Source organism: Candidatus Poribacteria bacterium (assembly GCA_016866785.1).
In the GTDB taxonomy this organism is placed as follows: domain Bacteria; phylum Poribacteria; class WGA-4E.
Window position 1 is genome coordinate 16080 of sequence record VGLH01000011.1, and the last position, 21263, is coordinate 37342.

At 67.2% G+C, this 21263-nt stretch carries 27 protein-coding genes and 1 pseudogene; 4 read left to right on the forward strand and 24 right to left on the reverse strand.

What is annotated here, in order from left to right:
• Positions 1-3 precede the first annotated feature (3 nt).
• The 3 genes from rlmB to FJZ36_03000 are packed head-to-tail and all read left to right on the forward strand — an operon-like array spanning position 4 to position 1793.
• Positions 4-753 (forward strand): 23S rRNA (guanosine(2251)-2'-O)-methyltransferase RlmB, encoded by a 750-nt coding sequence (gene rlmB, locus FJZ36_02990; protein ID MBM3213864.1) that lies wholly within the window; start codon positions 4-6, stop codon positions 751-753.
• The gene (locus FJZ36_02995; GenBank protein ID MBM3213865.1) at positions 750-1109 is read left to right on the forward strand and encodes a hypothetical protein; all 360 of its coding nucleotides are present in this window, start codon (positions 750-752) and stop codon (positions 1107-1109) included. Before rlmB ends, FJZ36_02995 begins: the two co-directional genes overlap by 4 nt.
• Before the next feature lie 6 nt (positions 1110-1115).
• Positions 1116-1793, forward strand: coding sequence for a hypothetical protein (locus FJZ36_03000; GenBank protein ID MBM3213866.1), 678 nt, complete (start codon positions 1116-1118; stop codon positions 1791-1793).
• 8 nt (positions 1794-1801) lie between these two features.
• Here FJZ36_03000 and FJZ36_03005 read toward each other — a convergent pair whose 3' ends face one another.
• The 5 genes from FJZ36_03005 to FJZ36_03025 are packed head-to-tail and all read right to left on the reverse strand — an operon-like array spanning position 1802 to position 5630.
• Positions 1802-2053, reverse strand: a complete 252-nt coding sequence (locus FJZ36_03005; protein ID MBM3213867.1) for a hypothetical protein — start codon at positions 2051-2053, stop codon at positions 1802-1804.
• A 4-nt stretch (positions 2054-2057) separates the two neighbouring features.
• Positions 2058-2270 carry a hypothetical protein gene (locus tag FJZ36_03010; GenBank protein MBM3213868.1) on the reverse strand — a complete coding sequence of 71 codons (213 nt, stop codon included), beginning with the start codon at positions 2268-2270 and terminating at the stop codon, positions 2058-2060.
• Between the two features lie 21 nt (positions 2271-2291).
• Positions 2292-2720: a fucose isomerase gene (locus tag FJZ36_03015; protein ID MBM3213869.1), complete on the reverse strand. Its 429-nt coding sequence runs from the start codon at positions 2718-2720 to the stop codon at positions 2292-2294.
• 11 nt (positions 2721-2731) lie between these two features.
• Positions 2732-4483: a hypothetical protein gene (locus FJZ36_03020; protein ID MBM3213870.1), complete on the reverse strand. Its 1752-nt coding sequence runs from the start codon at positions 4481-4483 to the stop codon at positions 2732-2734.
• Positions 4476-5630, reverse strand: coding sequence for a phytanoyl-CoA dioxygenase family protein (locus FJZ36_03025; protein MBM3213871.1), 1155 nt, complete (start codon positions 5628-5630; stop codon positions 4476-4478). Before FJZ36_03025 ends, FJZ36_03020 begins: the two co-directional genes overlap by 8 nt.
• Between FJZ36_03025 and FJZ36_03030 the strand changes: the two genes are divergently transcribed.
• Positions 5323-8832 carry a hypothetical protein gene (locus FJZ36_03030; protein MBM3213872.1) on the forward strand — a complete coding sequence of 1170 codons (3510 nt, stop codon included), beginning with the start codon at positions 5323-5325 and terminating at the stop codon, positions 8830-8832. The two genes, FJZ36_03025 and FJZ36_03030, sit on opposite strands and share 308 nt — an antisense overlap.
• On the opposite strand, the gene FJZ36_03035 is transcribed toward FJZ36_03030, so the two are convergent.
• The 19 genes and pseudogenes from FJZ36_03035 to cysK all read right to left on the reverse strand — a co-directional run bounded on the left by FJZ36_03035 (position 8829) and on the right by cysK (position 21257).
• On the reverse strand, positions 8829-9668 hold the full coding sequence (locus FJZ36_03035) for a DUF4960 domain-containing protein (protein ID MBM3213873.1): 840 nt from the start codon (positions 9666-9668) through the stop codon (positions 8829-8831). The genes FJZ36_03030 and FJZ36_03035 overlap by 4 nt on opposite strands.
• A gap of 59 nt (positions 9669-9727) precedes the next feature.
• Positions 9728-10501, reverse strand: a complete 774-nt coding sequence (locus FJZ36_03040) for a DUF1445 domain-containing protein (protein MBM3213874.1) — start codon at positions 10499-10501, stop codon at positions 9728-9730.
• Complete coding sequence (locus FJZ36_03045; GenBank protein ID MBM3213875.1) at positions 10494-11510, reverse strand: Gfo/Idh/MocA family oxidoreductase; 1017 nt, start codon at positions 11508-11510, stop codon at positions 10494-10496. Before FJZ36_03045 ends, FJZ36_03040 begins: the two co-directional genes overlap by 8 nt.
• Before the next feature lie 80 nt (positions 11511-11590).
• Complete coding sequence (locus FJZ36_03050) at positions 11591-12220, reverse strand: winged helix-turn-helix transcriptional regulator (protein ID MBM3213876.1); 630 nt, start codon at positions 12218-12220, stop codon at positions 11591-11593.
• Positions 12221-12405: 185 nt separating this feature from the next.
• Entirely contained in the window at positions 12406-13401 is a 996-nt protein-coding gene (locus FJZ36_03055) for a hypothetical protein (GenBank protein MBM3213877.1), read from the reverse strand.
• Positions 13402-13404: 3 nt separating this feature from the next.
• Entirely contained in the window at positions 13405-13737 is a 333-nt protein-coding gene (locus tag FJZ36_03060; GenBank protein ID MBM3213878.1) for an L-rhamnose mutarotase, read from the reverse strand.
• A gap of 19 nt (positions 13738-13756) precedes the next feature.
• On the reverse strand, positions 13757-13996 hold the full coding sequence (locus FJZ36_03065) for a sulfurtransferase TusA family protein (protein ID MBM3213879.1): 240 nt from the start codon (positions 13994-13996) through the stop codon (positions 13757-13759).
• A complete protein-coding gene (locus FJZ36_03070) occupies positions 13996-14460 on the reverse strand; it encodes a M67 family metallopeptidase (GenBank protein ID MBM3213880.1) in 465 nt (154 codons plus the stop codon). The genes FJZ36_03065 and FJZ36_03070 overlap by 1 nt, the downstream gene beginning before the upstream one ends.
• A 6-nt stretch (positions 14461-14466) precedes the next feature.
• Positions 14467-15408, reverse strand: coding sequence for a cysteine synthase family protein (locus tag FJZ36_03075; protein MBM3213881.1), 942 nt, complete (start codon positions 15406-15408; stop codon positions 14467-14469).
• Positions 15409-15417: 9 nt separating this feature from the next.
• Positions 15418-15681 carry a hypothetical protein gene (locus FJZ36_03080; protein MBM3213882.1) on the reverse strand — a complete coding sequence of 88 codons (264 nt, stop codon included), beginning with the start codon at positions 15679-15681 and terminating at the stop codon, positions 15418-15420.
• On the reverse strand, positions 15675-16043 hold the full coding sequence (locus tag FJZ36_03085) for a DsrE family protein (protein MBM3213883.1): 369 nt from the start codon (positions 16041-16043) through the stop codon (positions 15675-15677). Before FJZ36_03085 ends, FJZ36_03080 begins: the two co-directional genes overlap by 7 nt.
• Entirely contained in the window at positions 16027-17070 is a 1044-nt protein-coding gene (locus tag FJZ36_03090; GenBank protein ID MBM3213884.1) for a Gfo/Idh/MocA family oxidoreductase, read from the reverse strand. Before FJZ36_03090 ends, FJZ36_03085 begins: the two co-directional genes overlap by 17 nt.
• A gap of 30 nt (positions 17071-17100) precedes the next feature.
• Complete coding sequence (locus tag FJZ36_03095; protein MBM3213885.1) at positions 17101-17445, reverse strand: DsrE family protein; 345 nt, start codon at positions 17443-17445, stop codon at positions 17101-17103.
• The gene (moeB, locus tag FJZ36_03100; GenBank protein ID MBM3213886.1) at positions 17429-18235 is read right to left on the reverse strand and encodes a molybdopterin-synthase adenylyltransferase MoeB; all 807 of its coding nucleotides are present in this window, start codon (positions 18233-18235) and stop codon (positions 17429-17431) included. The genes FJZ36_03095 and moeB overlap by 17 nt, the downstream gene beginning before the upstream one ends.
• Position 18236: 1 nt before the next feature.
• Positions 18237-18527: a MoaD/ThiS family protein gene (locus FJZ36_03105; GenBank protein ID MBM3213887.1), complete on the reverse strand. Its 291-nt coding sequence runs from the start codon at positions 18525-18527 to the stop codon at positions 18237-18239.
• A gap of 82 nt (positions 18528-18609) precedes the next feature.
• Positions 18610-18879, reverse strand: a pseudogene (locus FJZ36_03110) (hypothetical protein).
• A gap of 49 nt (positions 18880-18928) precedes the next feature.
• Positions 18929-19453, reverse strand: a complete 525-nt coding sequence (cysC, locus tag FJZ36_03115) for an adenylyl-sulfate kinase (protein MBM3213888.1) — start codon at positions 19451-19453, stop codon at positions 18929-18931.
• Positions 19454-19471: 18 nt separating this feature from the next.
• Positions 19472-20443 carry a phosphoadenylyl-sulfate reductase gene (locus tag FJZ36_03120; protein MBM3213889.1) on the reverse strand — a complete coding sequence of 324 codons (972 nt, stop codon included), beginning with the start codon at positions 20441-20443 and terminating at the stop codon, positions 19472-19474.
• The gene (gene cysK, locus FJZ36_03125) at positions 20325-21257 is read right to left on the reverse strand and encodes a cysteine synthase A (protein ID MBM3213890.1); all 933 of its coding nucleotides are present in this window, start codon (positions 21255-21257) and stop codon (positions 20325-20327) included. Before cysK ends, FJZ36_03120 begins: the two co-directional genes overlap by 119 nt.
• Positions 21258-21263: the final 6 nt, after the last annotated feature.

Here is a 21263-nt window from a genome sequence, read left to right on the forward strand (position 1 = left end):
CGCATGGAACCGATCTTCGGTAGGAACACGGTGCGTGAAGCCCTGCGCGCCCATCCGGAGCGCGTCGCCAAGCTGATCCTCGCGCGAGGTTCCAAGGACACCGCCGCCCAGGAGCTTGTCGATCTGGCGAGTGCCGCCGGCGTGCCCCACGAATCAGCGGAGCGCTCGCGCATCGACCGCCTCGCCCACGGCGGCAACCACCAGGGCGTCGTCGCGCTGGTGCGCGGCGCGTCCTACGCCGAGCTCGACGACCTCATCGACGAAACGTCAGCCGCAACGGACGCGCTCGTTGTCCTTCTCGACCACATCCAAGACCCGCACAATCTCGGAGCCATCATCCGTACGGCGGAGGCGGCAGGAGCCCGCGCCGTCGTCGTGCCCAAGCGCGGCGCAGCGCCCGTGACGCCTGCCGTCGCTAAGGCATCCGCCGGAGCCACGGAATACCTACCCGTCGTCCGCGTCGCGAACATCGTCCAGTCGATCCAGCGCCTACAGGAAACGGGCTACTGGGTTGTCGGGGCGACGAGCACGGAGGCTCCGAACGCGATCCCGTACACGGGCTACGACTTCCGCGGGAAGTGCGCGCTGGTCATCGGGAGCGAGGGCGAAGGGCTCGCCCGACTCGTCGCCGAAGCGTGCGACACACTCGTCCACATCCCCATGTACGGCAGGATCGAATCGCTCAACGCCTCCGTCTCGGCGGGTATTCTGCTCTACGAAGCCGTGCGCCAGCGACAGGAACCGAACTCGTGAGCCAGACGACGACCGCAGGACTCTCCGAGCTCGACCGGCGCATCCGTGGCGCGCTGGAATCGACCGACGCGATCGAGTTCGAGCTCCGCTGGGAGGTCGATGGCAGGCGGTTCGTCCGTGTCCGCGCCCAACGCGACGGAACCGACGTCCGCTACGCGTGGCTGACCGACGACGGAACCGAAGTCCGGCGCAGGCTCCGTGACCTGAGTGAGCTCGAAGCCCTCATGGGCAGGCAGTTGGTGGAACCGGCGGGCGAAGTGCTGTCGTTCCGCATCGTTGGGTCGGTGGAACCGGTTGCGCTCTTCCGCGCGATGATCGCCGCCGGCGACCGGCTCTTCTGCGCCTGGGAGGACTGACGACCCGTGACGGATCGACCCCGCATCACGCTCGTCGTCGCATCGACCGTCGACGGGAAGATATCGACGAGCGACGGCGCGGGGCCTCGGTTCACATCGCCCCGCGACAAGGCGCTCCTGCGACGCCTGCGCGGCGAGACCGACGCCGTGATCCTCGGAGCGGGAACCGTCGCCGCCGACGATCCGCCCTTTCGGCTGCCCGCCGACATCCGAGCCGCGCGCCTGCGCCGAAACCAGACGGAGACGCCCGTCCGCGCCGTTCTGAGCGCTCGCGCGACGGTCTCGCCCTCCGCGCGGATGTTCCAGGGACACACGTCGCCGGCGGTCGTCTTCGTGGGACCCCAGGCGAGCCGCGAAGCGCGCGACGCGCTCGCCGCCGTCGCGGAAGTCGCCGAAGTACACGACGTGGGCGAAGCCGTCGCCTATCTCGCCGAGCGGCACGGCGTCCGGTCGATCCTGCTCGAAGGGGGCAGCGAGACGTCCGGGGCGTTCCTCGAAGCGGGACTTATCGACGAGGTCTACCTGACGCTCTGCCCGGTTCTCGTCGGCGGCAGGGATGTGCCGACGCCCATCGGCGGCGACGGGCTCCCGCTCGAACGCGCGGCGCGGCTCCGCCTCATCTCGACGCGCATCGAAGAGGGCGAGCTCTTCCTGCACTACCGCGTCGAACGCACGAGCGAGTGACGGATCGCTCAGCCGGATCGCAGGTAACGCCCCAGCCACAGCAGGAAGACCGCCGCCCCCGCGACCGCCCCGGCAGCCAGCAGAACGCCCGCCCGGTGCGATGGCTCCAGCGACCCCCACGAACTGACGACTGCCAGCGGCACGAGGCAAAGCACGACCACGCCGAACGCCCGCAGCATCCAGCCGATCATCGCCCGCCGAAGGAGCAGCTTCGTCACGCCGACCAGCAGGGGAACCAGCGGCGTGCGTCGCTCCGGCATAGAGTCAGCCCATCGGGTCCGGCGGTGGGGGCGGTTCAGCGCCGCTTTCGAGGCGCTCCAGCGTCGCGTACACGTCCCGCGTGAAGGCGAGGATGTCCTGGCGCATCCGGTTCATCGCGGCTTCGATGTTCGCCGAATAGGCGGACTGCCCCGTCGGATACTTCCCGATGTAGGCAACGACGATGTCGCGCGTCGCTTCGAGGATGGGGGATTCCATACGCGCTCCTTTGCGCAGGTACTACGGCAGCACGACGCCCTTCTTGAGGATGATATTCGCGTAGATCGCCGTCTCGCTCGTCGCGACGACGGCGAATGCCTGACGAGCTCGTTCATAGAAGGCGAATCGGTCGATGGGGGTCAGCGTGACCTTCTTGCCCTCCGCCTCAGTCAGGATGCGGGCGAACTCCGCCCAGATGGACGGCGTGGCGACTTCGCCGCCGGTCTGCATGATGACCGCGTGGTCGTCTGCGTAGGCATCCAGCGGGAAGAACGGCGCGACGGCTCCCAGCACCGCCGGAACGCTGAGCCCGTCAGCGCGCACGAGCCGCCGGGCGTTGGACGCCGCCGGGAAGTTCCCATCGGCGATGACGATCTCATCGCCGTGGCCCATCGACATGAGGATGTGCATCAGTTCCGGAGACAGCTCGAACGGTATTCCGCGAAGCATCCTGGACTCCTCTATCGTTCGTCGAGGCGCACGATGATCGGTTCTTGAGTCCCCGCCGCCGCATCGACCGAAACGTCGGCGGTGACGTAGCCCTTCGCCTCAACCCGCACCGTCAGCGCCGTATCGACGGGCATCTTCAAGCGCGCCCAGCCGAGCTCGTCCGTGACCGACGGCGACGCCACGCCCGAAACGCGTACCTGCGCTCCGGGAACCGGTCGCTCCATCCGCACGAGCGAGAGATGCCGCCATCCGCCGCCTGCCATGACGAGCACAGGAACCGTCACTTGTCCATCGCCCGCATCGCCCGAAGCCTCGGAGACGGGAACCGCCCACGCGTTCCCAAAGATCGAAGCGAAAGCGCGCTGCGCCCCGTCACGAGCCCACGGCGGAGCCCCGTCCGGCAGTTCACGCAGGGCCGGAATGCCGTCGGCGCCCATCTCCGCCAGCGCGGCGGCGGCGGCGTACGACACGGCTGGGTCGCCGCCTGACAGCGCGGACGCCAGAAGCTCCACGAGGTCGGGCGGACCCAGTGACAGTAGAGCGAAGATCGCGTCAGGCGACGTTGCCTCCTCATGCCGCATACGCGCCAGCGCGGCTTCCCGCTCGTCGGAAGGAGGCATCTGCGCGAGTGCCCACGCGGCGGCGGCTCGGACCCGTGGGCTCTTGTCATCCAGAGCCATGTGCAGGTCGCGGCGGTGGCGCTCCGACCGCACCTTGCCCAGCGTCAGAGCGGCAATCCGGCGCACCGGCTCCGACGGGTCGGACAGCGAGAAGACGAGCGCGTCGGCGACTTCTGCGGTTCCTGCGTCGGCTCTCCCGACGCCTGAGACGTCCGTCACAGCGACCAACAGCGCGGCGGCGGCGGCTTCGCGCGTCGCATCGAGCGGGTCCTCCAGCGCGGCGATGAGCATCGGCAGCGACCCGCTGACGCCCAGCGCCCATGCGGCGTTGCGGGCGTCCATCGGGCTCAGCGGCGAACCTGCCCGAAGCATCCGCATGATCGGCAGGACGGCGGGTCGGAACGCGTCGGGGAGGGAGACCGTCTCCTCGTCTGTGACGAACCCGCCCCGGAACCGGCTCACGTCGGCGAGCGTCGCGAGAGCGTCGGGGGCGGGAGCGCGTGCGGCGGCGTCCCGCGCGCGGCTCAACGCGGATGCGGGGCTCTCGGAGTCTTCGTCCCCGGCGCCGAGCATCCAGAAACCACCGGCTCTGTCTTGCTGGTCAGGACCTTCGGGGGCTCCCCCAAAGGCGTCGAAGGCGTTGCCACGTCCGGGCGGCGGACCCAACTGCGTGCGAGCGGCATCGACCACTTCCTCGTCGTCGTCCGTCTCGGCGACGGTCGTCAGGAGCTCGTGGGCGCGCGGCGTGCCGAGCTCTCCGAGCGCTTCGACGGCTCCGATACGCACGCTGTAGAGATCGTCGCGCGTATCGCGTTCGAGCGCGGCGTGGGCGGCTTGGGCGGCGGCATCGTCGCCGACGCGAGCGACGACGACGGCTGCGTTCCACCGAACGACCGGCTGGGGGTCTTGCAGCAAGGGCTTCAGGGCGGCAACGGCTCCGCGCAGGGCTTCACGGTTCGCTTCGACCGCCGACAGTCGGCGGAGCTCGTCCGTAGCGCTGGCGCGCGTGAAGGGATTGTCGGCGGTCAGGCGCGCCGTCTGGAACGTGACGGCTCGTTCCGCGTCGTCGGACGGGGCAGCCGATCCGCTCGTCGCGATGAGGACGAGAGCCAGCGCCGCCAGGATGGATCGGGACCTAACCATGCATCGCCGCCATGTAGAGGTGCGTTTTCGGGTTCAGGTTCCCGTAGAAGGCGCGTACCTCAGGGTCGGCGTGATTCCGCCAGAAGGCGGGCGGGATGATCGAGTCGTTGCTGAGGTACTTGCCATCGCGGTGCCCGTAGTAGACCTGGATCGTCTTGCGTTCCGCCGTCGTGTTCCGCACCGTCGCCGTGTGGAGCGTGGCGATGTTGAACAGAGCGCACGTTCCGGCGGGCCCGTGGATATCGACGACTCCTCCGCGTTCGAGCTGCTTCTCCGTCGACAGGACCGGGTCGTCGATGCTCTCCGGCGAGATGGAGAAGCAGTGGGTCGTCTCGTCCACGTCCGTCAGGTAGACCATCAGTTGGATGTAGTCCATCCGGAGCGGATGCGTCGGGAGATGTGGCCGGTCGCGATGCCAGCCGCGCCGGAGCGTTCCGTCGTGCCGCGCCATGTGCCGGATGCAGATTTCGGAGAAACAGACGGGCCCGCCCATGAGGGCTTCGATGGCGGGCAGAACCTTCGAATGGCGGATCGCTTCGTCGAGCTCCGGCGTCGAGACGAGCGCGTCGCAGTTGATCGTTTGGTGGTGGGAGTACATGCGCCAGAGGTAACCGAACTCGTTCCGGTCGCGGTCGTAGAGCTCGCGGAAGCGCGCCGTGTCTTCGGCGCTCAGCGCGTCCGGCAGAACCACGTACCCGTTGCGTTCGAAGAAATCCCACGTCGCTGCGTCCATCGTCCCCTCCTCCCGGCGAGTGGATTGTACATACATCCCCGACTGGACTCCAGACGGGCGACGCCGTAGCATCGGGTGAACGTCGGGCTTCGGAGGAACCAGAGACATGCGGAGAGCGTACGGGGCGGCAGGACTCACCCTCCTCATCGTGTGCCTCGCAGCCGCCGCGTGGGCTCGACCCGCCGCCGCCGATGCCGCGTGCGGAACGTTCCCGCTGGCGGAACGCTTCGCAGACGCCCCAGGGCTCTCTACCGCCTTCGCGCACGCCGCGCCGCCTGCCGCCGTCGGCGACAAGTGGACGTTCTTCACGCACATCCCGGAGACCCGCGCCCGCGCGACGCTCCGCCTCATCGCCGAGCGCTGCTCCGTCTGGGTGGACGACCGATTCGCCGACGTCGCCACGGACGCCGCCATCTCCGACCTGGCGCGCGAGTTCGATCGCGTTATCTACCCGTCCGTCCGAGCCTGGTTCGGTTCCGAATGGCTGCCGGGCGTCGACGGCGATTCCCGCGTGACGATCCTGCTCCACGATGTCGAGGGCAACGGGAACGCGGCGGGCTTCGGTGGCTACTTCTCGCCCGTCGATGAGCTCGCTCGCTTGCCCAACAGCAACGCCCGCGAGATGCTCTTCCTCGACGTCTTCGCCCTTCGCGACTACGACCGGTTCCGGCTCATCAACCTCGTCGCCCACGAGTTCACGCACCTCCTCAACTGGCATCAGCGCGGCGGACGGCTCGACGAGCGCTGGCTGGAAGAAGGACGCGCCACGCTCGCCGAATGGGCGGTCTACGGCAACATCCACTCGGACTTCGCCACCGGATACCTCTCCAAGCCCTCGCTCTCGCTCACGGCGGGGAACACGCTTCAGACATGGTACGGCGGGAGCTTCCTCCTGCTGCTCTACTGCGTCGATCAGTACGGCGGCAGGAGCTTCGCCCAGAACCTGGGACGCGCGCCGGGACGCGGAATGGCTGCCGTCGCCGGGGCGATGCAGGCGAGCGGGAACGCACGGGCACTTGCCGACCTGCTCCGCTCGTGGACGCTCGCCAATCTTGTCAACGACCGAGCCGCGCATCCGTCCGCCGGATACACGAGCCTTCGCCGCGACTTTCGTGTGCCTGCCAGCGCCATCGATCGGCGGCAGAGCCTTCCCGCGCGCGGAACCGCCCGGCTCGGTGCGTGGAGCGCCGCCTACGTCGAGCTCTCGAACCTTCCGGAGACGTGGTCGGTCCGTGTAACCGCCGAAGCGGGAGCGCCCTTCGCTGCGACCGTCTGGAGGCCCGCGGCGGGCGAAGCGCGCGAAGTGCGTCTCGACCCCAACGGAACTGGCGTCCACACGATCCGGGGGAACGCCGGGGAATCGGCGACGCTCATTCTCGCCGCGCCCGTCGATGCGGCGCTGTCCTACGAGGTCGCCCCGGGAGCCGACCGAGACGGCGACACGCCTTCGGCGTTCCCGACTCCTGTTGCGCCGAACCCCAACCGCTTCGCGCCGACCGGTTCCCTGAGGATGGACGGGGCATCGGGGAGTCTGACCGCCCTCGACGCCCTGCCCATCGGAGCCGACCTGCTCTCCGTCGCGGTGGCGGGAGACACGCTCTGGGCGGCGGCGGGGTGGGGCATCGCGGCGTTCGACCGGACGGTTCTCGGCTCGCCGCGTCTACGGGCGATCGCTCCCACCGACGGACTCGCCCAGGATGTTTTGCTTGTCGGCGACGCCCTCGTTGTCGCGCAGGGACGGTCTGGAATCGGCGTCTACGCCCGAGACACGCTGGAACGCCTCGCGACGCGCGCGACGACCGGCGACGCCTCGCGCCTCGCCGCGTTCGGCACCTGGCTCTTCGTCCTCAACTCGGACACGGGTCTGCGCGTGTTCGACCTGACCGACGCGGCGAACCCCCGCCTTGCCCAGACCTCGTTTGGCTCCGGTGGGATCGACCTCGCCGTGGGCGACGGACGGCTTTTCATGTCGGACGCCTCTCAGGGGCTCCAGGTCTTCGCGCTGGACGGTCTCCCCGCTCTGCGGCGGATCGGGCGCGGGGCGTTCCGTGTCCAGGGGATGGCTCCTGCCGGAGATACGCTCTGGGCTGCCACCGACCGGCTCGTCTCCATCGATCTGCGCGACCTAAACGCTCTGAAGACCGTGACACGCGGCGACACGGTCGGCGTGCCGCAACGAATCGCGCTCCGAGGGAACACGCTCGCCGTCGCGGAGACGGAGGGTATCTCATTCTGGGACGCGCGGGATCCGGCGAACGCGCGGTTCCTCAGCCGCATCCCGCTCGACGGCGACCCGATGTCGCTCGTGTGGGTCGGCGATTGGGTCTACGTGGCAGAAGGGGATCGCCTCGCCGCTGTGAACGCGGCGGACCCGTCCGCTCCTCGGCTGACGTGGGTTTCGCAGGCGTCCGGGGAGGGACGGCGTCTCAGCGCATCGGGGGGCATCGTTGCCGCCGCCATCGGGAGCGGAGGAGTCGCCGTGATCGGTGTCTCCGTTCCCGCCGGAACGCGTCCGCTGGCGTATGCGCCGACGCTCTCCCCAGCGAACGCTGCGCGGTTGGGAACCGGCATCGCTGTCGCCGCGACGGACGACGGCGTCGAAGCCTTCGACCTCGCCGACCCATCGCGTCCACGTCGGGTCTCGGCGCTCTCGCTGGCAGGACCGGTCATCGATGTCGCGCTCTCGCCCGACGGGAGGACGGTCTACGCAGGCGGGATCGGCGTCACGGCGCTGTCGCTCGACGCCGGGACGTTCAAGGTGCGGGGCGGCGCGTCGAGCTCGGGACATGTCGCAGCGCTCGCTTTGGCGGGAACGGCGCTCTATGCGGCGGCGACCGAATCGGGCGTGGACGTGTTCGACGCGAGCGATCCGGCGAATCTCCGCCTCGTGCGGACGCTGCCGACGACTGGTTCCGCCCGCGCCCTGCAAGTCGATGGGAACCGGTTGTTCGTCGGAGCAGGGACGGACATCGTCGTCTACGACGTGGCGGGTCCGCTCGCGCCGGTTCCGGTCGCCAGATGGGACGCCGGGTTCGACCTCCGCGTTCTGACGGCGCAGGCGGGATGGGTGTTTGCCGGAGGCGAGAGCTACGTCGCCGCGTGGAATGCGAAGGACCCTGCCGCGCCGATCGAGACGGCGCGCGTGCGTTCACTCGATTGGGTCGGCGGCATCGCGCTCGTCGGAAGCCGCTTGCTCACCGCCGACGCGACGCTCCTGCGAACCTACCGCCGGACGGACGACGGCGCTCCACTCGCCGTCGAGCCGGTCGAGGAAGGCTCCTCACAGGGCGAACCACCGTCACAGGTGGTGACGCGGATCGGGCAGAACTACCCGAACCCCTTCAACCCGGAGACGTGGATTCCCTTTACGCTCGCGGAGACATCGCGCGTCGATGTGACGGTCTACGCGGCGGATGGGCGCGTCGTCCGGACGATTCACGCGGGGGTTCTGCCGTCGGGCGACTACTCGTCCCGCGTTCGCGCGATCCCGTGGGATGGGCGCAACGATCAGGGCGAGCCCGTCGCCGCCGGGCTCTACTGGTACGAAGTGCGGATCGCTCCGTCTCGCGGCGGCGCAGAGCTCCGAAGCGTGCAGCGGATGCTCTTGATCCGCTAGCGCTTCAGCTCCGCCCAGGAGGTCGCCAGCTTGCCGCGCGGCGCGACCGCCGCGAACGCTGACTTGGTCGCCAGGTAGTCGATGATGTTCGCGTGGAGCTTCGTGTTGACGTCATCGAGCTTCTTGTTGACGACCCACGACGACCAGACCCACCCGATAGCCACGATCGCGCCGTTCCCGACGGAATACTCGACGAGCGGGTTCGTCTGCGGCTGACCATCGACGACCTGTGCCAGAGTCTTCCCGTCCTTGGGTCCTGTGGGTCCGGCAGCAGCATAGAAGTCGGATCCGTCCGTCCAGCCCTGAATGTCGTACTGGATCAACCCGTTCTCGATCTTCAGCCCGCTGAAGACCGGATGCTTGTCCTGCCCCTTGGATATTTGGAAGTCCGTCCAGTTGAGCGGGCTGGCGTCGTTGCGCCCGAAATAGCGGGGCTGGCCACTCTCGACGCCCATCTCGAACAGGTAATGGAACGCCAGGTTAGACAGGAGCAGACCACCGCCGTCCTGCACGTAGCCTCGGAAGGCATCCACGGTTGCCTTGTCGAGGAACGGCGCAGGGATTGCCGGAGCGTGGCTCTCATCCCACCACACGACGCCGTAGCCGAGCAGATCGGCTTTCGCCTTCGGACGGCCGATCTCCTTCGTGTCGTACTTGCTCGCAGCCCACTTGTAGGCGGCTTCGGCGTTGGGCTGCGCCGCTCCCTCGCGGACCAGCCCCAGCGTGTACGCCTGCGCGGCGGCAACGGGAATCGTCAGGATGCCGATGGCAAACAGAATCGCGGTCGAACGTCGCATGGGCTCTCCTCCCATCGGGTCGGTTTGGGGCGGTTCCACCGCCTCGACTCTCGCGCTTACAAGTGTAGCCGTCGATCCGTGCGCCACAAGACAGGGCGCTACGGCTGGCAGATCGCGTCGGCGCGCAGGTCCGTGATGAAGCCGTGCCCCGGGCAATGCGTGATCATCAGCGGCAGACGAGCGTCGAGCGCCGCCTGCTGGGGCGTCACACCGCACGCCCAGAACACGCCTGTCCTCCCGATGGGCGGCTCGGTGATCGGTTCGCCGACGATGGGATCCGCCACGTCCGCGCCGATGTCGGACGGATCGCCGATATGAAGCGGCGCTCCGTGGTTCCACGGGAATCGCGCCGTCAACTGCGTCGCGATGATCGCGTCGCGCGGTCGGAGGAACCGGAGCGTCACGATGAGCCTGCCGGAGAAGCGTCCCGCCGGACGCGTCGGCAACTCCGTTCGAAGAACCCACACGTCCGGCGAAAGCTCGACGCCGGCGCGGCGGAGCGGTTCGTCGAACGTCAGGCTGGAACCGATGAGGACGGCGACCAGGTCATCGCGCCACCATTCGCGAGCGTCCGTCGGCTCGGTTGCCATCTCCCCATTCTGGTAGATTCGGTAGCGGGCGAGGTCCGTGCGCAGGTCCGCCCCGGGAGCGGCGTGGGCGGGTTCCACGCTCCCCGGATCGGTGATGTCCACGATCGGGCAGGCGTCGCGGTTCCGCTGGCAATAGACGAGGAAGTCGTAGGCATCCTCGCGCGGCAGAGCGACCAGGTTACACTGAACCCATCCGGGCATCCGGTAGGTCGTGGGACCCGTCCACTCGCCCCGACGCATCGCCAGTCGCGCTTCCGACGCCGTCGCGTAGGGCTCAGGCATACGCCTCGATCCCGTTGGCGCGGCAGAACGCCGGGAAGTCGACCGGAGCGCCGGACACGCAGCTTTCCAGGATCGCCTTCTCGACCGCGAGAACCCGTACGCCATGCCGGACGGTCATCTCGGTCTGACCGTCGTTTCGGATGCAGTCGGCGAGATGGGCGATCTCATCATAGTGTCCCATGTAGCCGATGGGGCCCCGAACGTCGTGATAGCCCTGCCCGCCGAAGTCGGGTCCCTCGAAGCTCATCGTCTGCGTGACCGTCCCGGACGCATCGTGGACGATGCACTTCTTGAACCGCTCTGCGAGGAACACGCAGCGATCCTTGCCGAAGAGCTGGTAGCTGTACTTGCGGAGCGTCCCGTTACGGCTCCCGCCGTGCTGGATGTAGCAGTGGACGCTCTCGTCGGCGAAGGTGAGCGTCGCGACGAAGCTGTCCACCGGCAGATGGGGATCGTAGTTCCAGACCTGCGCTCCCTGCGCGTAGACGCGCACCAGCGGCGCTTCGTGGAACAGGTTCACGGCGAGGTCGAGGTTGTGAACCGCCTGACCCGTCACCGTGTCGGAACACTGACAGAAGGTGTAGTGGGGGTTCGGAACGATGCCCTTGGCGCGACGAACCATCGGCGCGAGCCGGTTACAGACGCCGAAGACCATCTTGACGCCGGACGCATCGACGGCTTGAGCCGCCTCCCGCGCCTCGGCGAGTGTGCGGGCGAGCGGCTTTTCGCAGAAGATGTGCTTCCCGGCGCGCGCCGCCGCTGTGACCACGCGGGGATGGTGCACTTCGCCCGTCTGGACGAGCACGCCGTCGATCGACGCGTCGCCGAACACGCGCGCCATGTCGGTCGTCGCGTACTCGCCGCCGTACGCCGCGAGGAACTTCTCGGCGCGGGCGAGATCGACATCGCAGTAGGCGACCGTCGTGAGCCCGGGCACAAAGCTCGCGTTGCTGCAGTGAAGGGTGCCCATGCCCCCGCAGCCGACGACGCCAAACCGAAGCTCACGCATTGCAGCAGTCCTTTCTCAGGTAGGGAACCCGTACGCCCATCCTAACGGAGAAAGGCATGCCGCAGAAGAGCTTCGGGCGCTCAGCCGAACCCCCCGTAGAGGGAACGATGCGAGGCGCAGTTCAGCCGCAGATCGCTCGCGTGAACTGGCTGGTCGCGCAGGCTGCACCAATAGGGCGCGTCCTCGTCGCCCGACGCGTTCGCCGCGAGGTTCGCGCACAGCAGGCACATGTTGGCGACGCTGATCACGCCGGAATGGAAGAGGTTCGCGATCATGCCCATCAGCACTTCCATCGCGACCAACTTCTGATCCTGCGAGATGTCCGCCAGCGCCTTGCGCATCGGCTCCGCCCAACCGCTGACGCGCTGAGCGACGGTTCTTCCGTCCGCCGTCAGGTAGAGGTGCACGACCCGGCGGTCGAGGGCATCCTGTTGGCGACCCACGTAGCCCTTTGCTTCGAGCACCCGCACGGCGTCGCTGACGGTCGCGGGCGTCAGACCGAAGTACTCCGCCAGACTCCCGACCGTCCGGTTCTCGGCAGGCTGATAGAGGCAGTGGACGAGAAACTGCATCTGGATGGGGCTCAGGCGCGTCTCTCGATTCTCCATCCAGAGCAGGATGCGGAAAGCTTCGGAGAGGCGTTCGAGAGCGGCGACGACCTTGCTGTCGACGTCACTGTGCTGCGCTGCCGGATCGAAGATGGATCGCATGGCTACACCGCCTTGGCGCGAACCCCCGGATACCTTCACCGCACCAGATTGTGATTGTGTTCACAAATACATATAGCCAGCGAACTCCATAACGCCAGAGCGATCGTGCCGGATTCCTACACTATTTGACGGCGGAATCGGTGGTTAGGATTGCTTAGCTGTGTCGATAGAGCCGTCGCAGGAGGTCAGCCGATCTCGGCGCTCAGAATGCCCAGCCGCCAGGGGATCTCGCCGTAGGGTCTGCCGCCGAACTGCTCCGCTCGCACGCCCTGGATGAGGAACCGCAAGCCCTGCGGATCGACCTCCAACCGCTCGTCGACTCCGGCGCGAAGCAGCTCGCCGTGGCTCACGTGCTCCGCCCAGAGTTCGCCGTCGGCGGAGACGTTATCCGCGCTGGCGAAGGGGTTCGCGACCGACGCCGCCACGGGTTCCCAGTCGCCGTCCAGCCGGTTGGCGAGGAACGACAGGTAGAACCGGCGGTTGTCACGCAGACGGTTCTCCGCCTCTACGACGGTCAGGTAGGTTTCCGAACCGCGTAGCCGATAGGTGTGGCTCGCCTCGAACAGCCGCCACTCCGGGTGGATGTCCGTCAGCACGCAGGTCGCGTTCGAGAAGCCGCGCGGAAAGTCGGGCAGCGGCGTGGACATCCGCCACAGCCGTCCGTCGAGCGACGTGAAGAACAGGTAGGCGTGGTCATCGTCGCAGATGACCCAGAAGTCGATCCAGCGTTCGACGCCCTCCGGATCGGCGTTCGGGAAGAAGAGCTCCGCCGGAGACCACGAGGCGGGATCGCCGACCGTCGTCGTGGTCGAGAACGCCGGCTGCAAGCCGAGCTTCCTGCCCTGCTCGCCCACCTGATAGACGAGGTACCACTGCTCGTGGGGTCGGAAGAAGAACACCTGCGGCGCGCAGAAGTAGCCTTCGCGACACCGCAGCAGATGGCGCTCTGCCTGCGAGACGTTCTCCCACTCGTCGAACGCGATGTACTCGATCTGGTGGGATCGGACGCGGCTCCGAATCGTGCAGAACACGTGCCAGCGTCCGCCGGAATAGACGACCGTCGGGTCCTTGACCGAGAAGCACGGGTCGCCCGGACGATCCAGCGGCGACAGCAGCGGCTCGGAAAGCCGCCAGCGGAACCGATCCGGCACTACTGCTGCCACGGCGTCTCTCCTTCCGATTCGTCAGAGCTGGAACACCGGCTCCATGCGCGCCCACCATTCGCCCGGCTGAGCTTCGGGAACGGGCTCCTGATACGTGCGCATCAGGGCGTCCCACTCGCGGCATTGCGGATGATGCGCCAGGTACGCCGCGCCCCACCCCTCCAGATCGAAGTCGTCGCCGACCTCCATTGTCATGACGAGCGTTCGACCCAGCAGGTAGATATCCATCCGCTGGATGCCGACAGCCTGCAGCGCCTCGACCACTTCGTCCCACACGCGGCGATGGTGCTCGCGGTACTCCGCGATCGCCTGCGGATCGTCTCGAAGCCGCAACATGTAGGCATATCGCGGCATGGCGCACCCTTCGTCGAGTCTATGCCTTGCGGACGACGACTTGCCAGAGCCGCTCCCCGACGGCTCCGCGGGCGAGAACCGTATGACCCTCGTGCTCCATGCTCCGCGACACGTTCCGGACCGCCGGCTCGTGGTCGAACAGCACGCGGAGCACCTGACCCGCCGCCAGGTTCTCCATCGCCAGCTTGGACTTCACGAACGTGTACGGACAGATCTCGCCCTTGAGGTCGAGCTCCTGATCGACGCGCGTTTCGGTCATCAACTCTTCTCCACGATAGCGCATTCGACGTGCTGACGCGCCGCATCGTCCCAGCGGAACCCTTGGGCTCCCGCAGCCCGTCCGTTCCGCACCGACACGACGATGTACGTCGCGTCGGGATAGATTGGCTCGTCCCAGCCATCGATGACCGCGCGGGCGCGGTCCTCCTCGGAGAAGTATGCCTCGTGATCCGGGTGGGAGTGGTAGAATCCCGCGATCGCTGCGCCGCCTCGGTCGGCTTCCCGCGTGATTTCGAGCAGCTCCAGCGGATCGACCGAGTACGCCGTGCGGGCGTCGCGCGGATGGGCGGCTGGATCGGCGGCGTGCAGCGCGTTCTGGACGTTTCGGCACTCGCGGACGATCATCGATCCGCCCGCCGACAGTAAGACGCCGCAGCATTCCTCGGGGTAGTCACGCTCGGCGTGGGCGACGATCGCCTGCCAGACTTGGGCGGGAACCTCCACAGCGCGTTATTCCTCGAACAGGGCGGAGCTCAGATAGCGCGACCCGCCGTCGGCGAACACGCACACGACCACGCCGGAATCCAACTCACCGGCGAGCCGCATCGCCCCGACCATCACCGCGCCCGCCGACTTCCCGACGAGAATCCCCTCCTCGGCGGCGAGACGGCGCGACATGTCGTATGCCTCTTCCGTCCCCACGTGGATGGTTCCGTCAAGCACCGACGGGTCGTAGATGCCCGGCACGATTGCCGTCTCGATGTGCTTGAGCCCTTCGAGACCGTGGAACCCGCTGTCCGGCTCGACGGCGTAGACGCGGACCTGGTCGTTGCACTCCTTCAGCCGCCGACCGGTTCCCATGACGGTTCCGCTCGTGCCAACGCCTGCGAGCAGATGAGTCACGCGCCCGTTCGTCTGCTTGAGGATTTCGACGCCCGTCGTGTCGTAGTGCGCTCGCCAGTTCGAGTCGTTGTCGTACTGGCACGGCAGGTAGTACTTGTCGGGCGACGTCTCGTAGATCGACCGAGCCAGCAGAAGCGCTCCATCGGAGCCTTCCAGCGGGTCGGAGAACGTGACGCTCGCGCCATACGCCCGGACGGTGCGAAGCCGCTCTTGGCTCACGTTGCCCGGCATGACGAGCTCGCATCGGTAGCCCTTGACCGCGCAGATGAGCGCGTAGGCGATTCCCGTGTTGCCTGACGTCGAGTCGAGAACCACCTTGTCGGGCGTCAGCGCGCCGGAGCGTTCCGCGTCCTCGATCATCCGCAGCGCGGCACGATCCTTGACCGATCCGCCGGGGTTGAACCACTCCGCCTTGGCGAACAGCTCGACGTTGGGACGCCCCAAATCGCGTGGAATCCGGCGCAGACGCAGCAGCGGCGTGTTGCCGATGTGCGTCAGGATACCTTCGTCGGGAACGCGGCTGTCTGCATGGACTCCGCAGGGCTTCATGTCACCTTCTCACCAGCACACGACGCGCCTGCTCGCGAAGACGAGATCGATGAGCTCATTGTAGGACAGACGCGGCAGGTCGGGCGAGACGCCGCGCGCCTGGCAGTCCTCGTCGAGAGCGAACCGATCGGCGCTCGTCTCACTGGGACGAAAGACAGCGTCCTGCAGATAGACGACCGCGACCTTCGCCTTCTGTGCCTGTTCGGCGATGATTGCCATGCCGTAGGACTCGTCTAAGCGCCGGACCAGATGGAGCACGTCGTAGCTCACCATGGGATGACGCAATCGCTGTCGAGGATTCGTTCCGCAATCTCGGTGCGGGTCAGAACCTGAACATCGCGCGGAACTCGCACGCCGCGTTCTTCCACCGATTCCGCCTCGGCGTAGACGCCGCATCCGAGAAGGGGGAGGGTCTCCATCGGGCGCGCGATGTCGCCGCCGTCGATCCGTTCCGGTTCCACCTGCCCCAGCGCATAGACGGCATCGCCAGCCAGGACCACGTCCACCTCGTTCTCAGACAGCGACTGTCCCAGGCTCATCCGCAGGGCTTCTGCCGTGCGGCGGCTTCTCAGAGGCGCGCTACGAATGATGACCGTCACGCGTGACACGCGCACCCTCTCAGGCGAAGAGCGGATGTCGGAACGACGAGCGAACCTCGACCCGCCGACCCGTCGCGGCGGATTCCAGCGCCGAGTTCATCACGTCGAGCACATGGACGGCGTGCTCGCCGGTCATCAGCGGCTCCGACCCTGACACAAGACACGCTGCCAGGTAGGATGCCCCGTGCTGCCACGTGTAGCTGCCGGCGTCCGGACACCGCGTCTGCCACTCCGGGTGCTCATCCGACCACACCTCGACGCCCTTCGGAGCCCAGTCCCATCCGAGCAGGTTCGCCGCGCCGCGCGTTCCGATCAGCTCGATGGTACGGTCCTCACGGTGACGGCGGTAGACGAATCCCGTCTGGATGTGCGAGTAGACGGCATCCCCGTGGTCGATGAGCAGCATCGTGTTGTCGTCGGCTTCGACCTGCACGCGCTCGCCCTCGATCTCGCGCTCCGGGATTGCCGTTCCTGCAAGCGCGACGATGGCTCGTGCGGGCCCCAGGAGCCCTGTCAGCGTTGTCACGCTGTAAACGCCCAGGTCGTAGAGGCTTCCGCCGCCCTTCCTGTAGAACCAGGGGCCCCACGACGGGCCCGAGTGCCCGTAGCATGCGTGCGCGGCGTGGACCTTCCCGATCTCGCCGCTGGCGAGGAGCTCCGCCAGGCAGCGGAACTGCGGGCTCGTGACGGCGTTTGGGGCTCCCCAGATGCGGACGCCCTTCCGCTTGGCGAGGGCGAGCAGTTCCTGTCCCTGCGCCAGCGTCGAGGCGATGGGCTTCTCGCAGAGGACGTTCCTGCCGGCTTCCAGCGCGAGCCGATTCAGCGGGTAGTGCGTCTGCATGCCGGTCGTGTTGATGAGGAGGTCGAACGGCTCCGCCGCGAGCAGGTCTGCCAGCGATCCGTAGACTGCCGGGACGCCGAACTCTCGGGCCCGTCCCTCGGCGCGCTCGATCCGCTCGTCACAGACAGCGACCACCTGCGCGTCCGGGCTCTTCCGCAGATCGGCGAGATAGTGCTGCGACACGCTGCCGCAGCCGACCAACGCGATCTTCACCGCTGCCATGGGTCCGTCCTTCGCCGTGATTGAGCGCGTTCAGTTGAACGCGATGACCCGGGCGCATTCGGATGTCATCAGGCTCAGATCGAACTGGCTGCCCCAATGGAGGTTTGGGACGCCGGTCACTTCGGGAATGGCGCGTTCCTCGGCGTTGTGGGCGCAGACGGCGACTTCGATGCCGTCGCGCGCCAGTGCCTGGAACGCCTCGCGGGCGATGTGGTAGGCTCCGTCCGCCATGAGGAAGACGCGAACGCGCCGCCCCTGCGCATGAGCGGCGCGCGCCAGTCGGACGACCGTGTGGGCGTCCTGGTGTTCGAAGCCCGTCGTCAGCAGGATGCCAAGCGAGCCGTGATCGCCTTCAGCATCACCAGTGGACGGCACAGAATTCCTCGTAGTCGATCAGCTCGGTGACCGTCGGGTTGTCACCGCAGACAGGGCATTCCGGGTCGCGGTTCAGCTTGAGCTTGCGGAAGTCCTGCGTCAGGGCGTTGTAGAGCAGGAGTTTCCCGACGAGCGGCTCGCCGATGCCCAGCAACACCTTGATCGTCTCGACCGCTTGCGTCGTCCCGACGATGCCGGGCAGCACGCCGAGAACCCCCGCTTCCTGGCAGCTCGGAGCCAAGTCCGGCGGCGGCGGAGCCGGGTAGAGGCATCGGTAGCAGGGCCCCACGCCCGGATGGAACACGGTCACCTGTCCCTCGAACTGGAAGATGCTCCCGTGGACGTTCGGCTTGTTCAGGAACACGCAGGCGTCGTTGATGAGATACCGAGTTGGGAAGTTGTCGCACCCGTCCACGATGATGTCGTAGTCGCCGAAGATCGCCATGACGTTCTCGGACGAGAGCTTCTCCGGATAAGGGACGACCTTCACGTCGGGATTGATGCCGGTGAGCGTCTCGGCGGCGGACTCAACCTTGAGCCTGCCGACGTCCGCCATCGAATGGAGGACCTGCCGCTGGAGGTTGCTCATGTCGACCCGGTCGTGATCGACGATGCCCAGCGTGCCGACGCCCGCCGCCGCGAGATAGAGCGCCGCCGGAGAGCCGAGCCCGCCTGCCCCGATGAGCAGCGCCTTGGAGTTCAGCAGCTTCGTCTGTCCCTTGCCGCCGACCTCTTTGAGGATGATATGCCGGCTGTACCGCCGGATCTGTTCGTCGGTGAAGCCTGCCATGTCATCCCTTCGATGGGATCGAGCCCCCGGCGATCGCGGGAATGATCGAGACCTCGTCGTTAGCCGCGACGGGGGTCTCGGCTCCCTTGAGGAACCGGACGTCCTCGTTGTTCAGGTAGATGTTGACGAACCGGCGGATCGCGCCGCTGTCGTCGCAGATGCGCGCCTTGATGCCGGCGTGCTTCGATTCGAGATCGTCGATGATGGCGGCGATGGTATCGCCGTCGGCGGTCACTTCCGCCTGTCCGGCGGTCAGTCGTCGAAGCGGAGTCGGGATGCGAACCAGAGCCACGAGGATCGTCCTCCTAAGCTGACACGAGAGCCGCGTTCCAGCGCATTATATCGGACGGATCGCTCCGCGCTCACGGAAAACGTCACGCGCTCGGTGGTTCCGAGACGATACCGACGTTCTTGGGTCCCCGGAAATCCAGCACGACGCGCTCGTGCCGAACGCCCCGGAGCACCCAGCCGCGCGGATCGACGACTTCGGCAGCGTCGTTGTGCCGCTTGTTCAGCAAGCGGGAGAGCATCCCGCGTCCGCCGGCGATGTAGCGCACGGAAGTCCCCTACCGGTCGGCGATGAACGCCGCCAGGATTTCGAACCGTCGCGCGTCTCCGTGAAAGCGATGCTGCTGGCGGCTCATCGTCGGCGTCAAGCTAGCGGGCGTATCGCAGCCGCGTCGGATGCCGCGACTACAGGTACCCGAGCTCGTCCAGTTTGGCGATGATCTTCTTCGCCGATGCCTCGACCGTCTCTGTATCCGTGTCGCAGATGACTTCGGGGTTCAGCGGCTCTTCGTAGGGGTCGGAAACGCCGGTGAACTGCGGGATCTCGCCCGCGAGCGCCTTCTTGTAGAGCCCCTTCACGTCCCGCTCGATGCACACCTCCAGCGGGCACCGGACGTACACCTCGACGAAGTTGCCGATCTCCGCCCGCGCGTAGTCGCGCACCTCGCGGTAGGGCGAGATCGCGGCCGCGAGGGTCGCCGCGCCGTTGCGCGTGAGGAGCTTGCAGACGAACGCGATCCGCTTGATGTTCTCGTCGCGGTCTTCCTTGCTGAACCCCAGACCTTTGCTCAGGTGGGTTCGGACGACATCGCCGTCGAGAATCTCGACGTTTCGCCCGCGTTCCCGGATGAGCGCTTCGAGGCGGTTCGAGATCGTCGTCTTGCCTGCGCCGGACAGTCCTGTGAACCAGACCGTGAAGCCTTTACCCATGTCCGACCCACGTCCCCTCTATGCGGTGTGCCGTTGCCGAACCTGCGCGCGCGACGTCGGCGCGAAGTGCGCCATATGGATGCCGCATTCCCTCTTTGCCGTGCCGCTCCATCGACCGGAGCGCTCGTCCTCGCCTTCCGTGACGGGACGCGTGCAGTGTGTGCACCCGATGCTCGCGTAGCCTCGGTCGTGCAGCTCATTGTACGGGATGCCGTGCTTGCGGATGAACGCCCACACGTCGTCCCGGCTCCACTCGGCGAGCGGGTTGACCTTCACCATGTCGTGCCGCAGGTCCCACTCGACGATCCGGGCGTCCTGTCGCGTCTCCGATTGGGTTCGCCGGATGCCTGTGACCCACGCGCGATAGCCCGACAGCGCGTTCGCCAGGGGTTCGACCTTCCGCATGTGGCAGCAGAAGTCGGCGTCCGTGCGGAACAGGTCGCGACCATACTTCTCCGCCTGCTGGTCGACCGTCAACTCAGGAACGACCTCGATGATCTCTACTCCGTAGCGCTCGCGAAGCCGCTCACCGACCGCCTCCGTCTCCGGGAACTCGAAGCCGGTGTTCAGATGGATCACGGGTACCGTGGCGTCGATCTCCGCCATCAGGTGGATCGCCACGAGCGTTCCCGGACCGTAGTTGGACACGATGGCGAGCTCCGGCGCATAGCGCGAGCGCGCCCACCGGAGCACGTCCGACGGATCCGCGCCGGCGAACTGCTGCGCGAAACCCGCGATCCTGTCGAAATCGTCAGCAGCGCCTGATGGCGCGAGCTGCCCTGCCATGGTTGACCTCTTCCTCGTTCGCGCACACGCGTTCCGCACGTGCCGGAAAACCCTCCGGCGGTTGACCTCTTTCTCTGCCGCCGCGCTACGACTTCTCGAAATGCTTCGCCAAGCTGAAGTAGCGCTCTCCCGTGTCGCACAACACGGTGACGACCCGTTTCTTGGGCCCCAGACGCTCCGCCACCCGAAGCGAGGCAAAGACATTGGCTCCCGCGCTCATCCCGACCAGCAGACCTTCCGACCGGCTGATCGCGCACATCGTGTCGTAGGCGTCCTGCTCGCCCACCGCGATGACCTCGTCGATCAGACTCGCGTCGAGCACCTCGGGCACGAACCCCGCGCCCAAGCCGTCGATCCGCGTCGGACCCGGTCTGCCGCCCGACAGGATCGCCGACGCCGCCGGTTCGACGGCGACGATCTTCACACCGAGGATGTGCTCCCGCAGCGCCTGCCCGACGCCCGTCAGCGTGCCGCCGGTCCCGACGCCCGTCACGAAGGTGTCGATCTGCCCCTGCGTCGCCTCGAGGATCTCTCTACCCGTCGTCTGTCGATGGATCGCCGGATTCGCCGGGTTCCGAAACTGGTTCGGCATGAACGCGTTCTTCGTCCGGCGAAGAATCTCCTCCGCCTCCCAGATGGAACCCGCCATGCCGTCCGATTCGGGCGTCAGCACGATCTCTGCCCCGAAGGTCGTCAGGAGCGTCCGCTTCTCGACACTCACGTTCTCGGGCATCGTCAGGATCGCCCGATAGCCCCGTGACTGCGCGACGATGGCGAGCCCCAACCCCGTGTTCCCAGCGGTCGGCTCGACGATGGTGGCTCCCGGACGGATCGCCCCGCGCTGCTCCGCGTCGATCACCATCGACAGCGCGATGCGGTCCTTGATGCTCCCGCCGGGATTGTGTGATTCGAGCTTCGCAAGTATCTCCGCACATCCGCGCTCTGGGAGGCTGTTCAGTCGCACCAGCGGGGTGCTCCCGATCAATCCCAGCACGTTCGCAATAGCGCTGCGCGTCACGGACGG

Excerpts from the sequence above, each read along its gene's own strand:
- rlmB (MBM3213864.1), top strand. The coding sequence starts at position 4 with ATGGAACCGATCTTCGGTAGGAACACGGTGCGTGAAGCCCTGCGCGCC.
- FJZ36_03005 (MBM3213867.1), bottom strand. The coding sequence starts at position 2,053 with ATGCCGGAGCGACGCACGCCGCTGGTTCCCCTGCTGGTCGGCGTGACG.
- FJZ36_03010 (MBM3213868.1), bottom strand. The coding sequence starts at position 2,270 with ATGGAATCCCCCATCCTCGAAGCGACGCGCGACATCGTCGTTGCCTAC.
- FJZ36_03015 (MBM3213869.1), bottom strand. The coding sequence starts at position 2,720 with ATGCTTCGCGGAATACCGTTCGAGCTGTCTCCGGAACTGATGCACATC.
- FJZ36_03020 (MBM3213870.1), bottom strand. The coding sequence starts at position 4,483 with ATGGTTAGGTCCCGATCCATCCTGGCGGCGCTGGCTCTCGTCCTCATC.
- FJZ36_03030 (MBM3213872.1), top strand. The coding sequence starts at position 5,323 with ATGCGGAGAGCGTACGGGGCGGCAGGACTCACCCTCCTCATCGTGTGC.
- FJZ36_03025 (MBM3213871.1), bottom strand. The coding sequence starts at position 5,630 with ATGGCGGCGTCCGTGGCGACGTCGGCGAATCGGTCGTCCACCCAGACG.
- FJZ36_03040 (MBM3213874.1), bottom strand. The coding sequence starts at position 10,501 with ATGCCTGAGCCCTACGCGACGGCGTCGGAAGCGCGACTGGCGATGCGT.
- FJZ36_03045 (MBM3213875.1), bottom strand. The coding sequence starts at position 11,510 with ATGCGTGAGCTTCGGTTTGGCGTCGTCGGCTGCGGGGGCATGGGCACC.
- FJZ36_03050 (MBM3213876.1), bottom strand. The coding sequence starts at position 12,220 with ATGCGATCCATCTTCGATCCGGCAGCGCAGCACAGTGACGTCGACAGC.
- FJZ36_03060 (MBM3213878.1), bottom strand. The coding sequence starts at position 13,737 with ATGCCGCGATATGCCTACATGTTGCGGCTTCGAGACGATCCGCAGGCG.
- FJZ36_03065 (MBM3213879.1), bottom strand. The coding sequence starts at position 13,996 with ATGACCGAAACGCGCGTCGATCAGGAGCTCGACCTCAAGGGCGAGATC.
- FJZ36_03075 (MBM3213881.1), bottom strand. The coding sequence starts at position 15,408 with ATGAAGCCCTGCGGAGTCCATGCAGACAGCCGCGTTCCCGACGAAGGT.
- FJZ36_03080 (MBM3213882.1), bottom strand. The coding sequence starts at position 15,681 with ATGGTGAGCTACGACGTGCTCCATCTGGTCCGGCGCTTAGACGAGTCC.
- FJZ36_03090 (MBM3213884.1), bottom strand. The coding sequence starts at position 17,070 with ATGGCAGCGGTGAAGATCGCGTTGGTCGGCTGCGGCAGCGTGTCGCAG.
- moeB (MBM3213886.1), bottom strand. The coding sequence starts at position 18,235 with ATGGCAGGCTTCACCGACGAACAGATCCGGCGGTACAGCCGGCATATC.
- cysC (MBM3213888.1), bottom strand. The coding sequence starts at position 19,453 with ATGGGTAAAGGCTTCACGGTCTGGTTCACAGGACTGTCCGGCGCAGGC.
- FJZ36_03120 (MBM3213889.1), bottom strand. The coding sequence starts at position 20,443 with ATGTCTTTGCCTCGCTTCGGGTGGCGGAGCGTCTGGGGCCCAAGAAAC.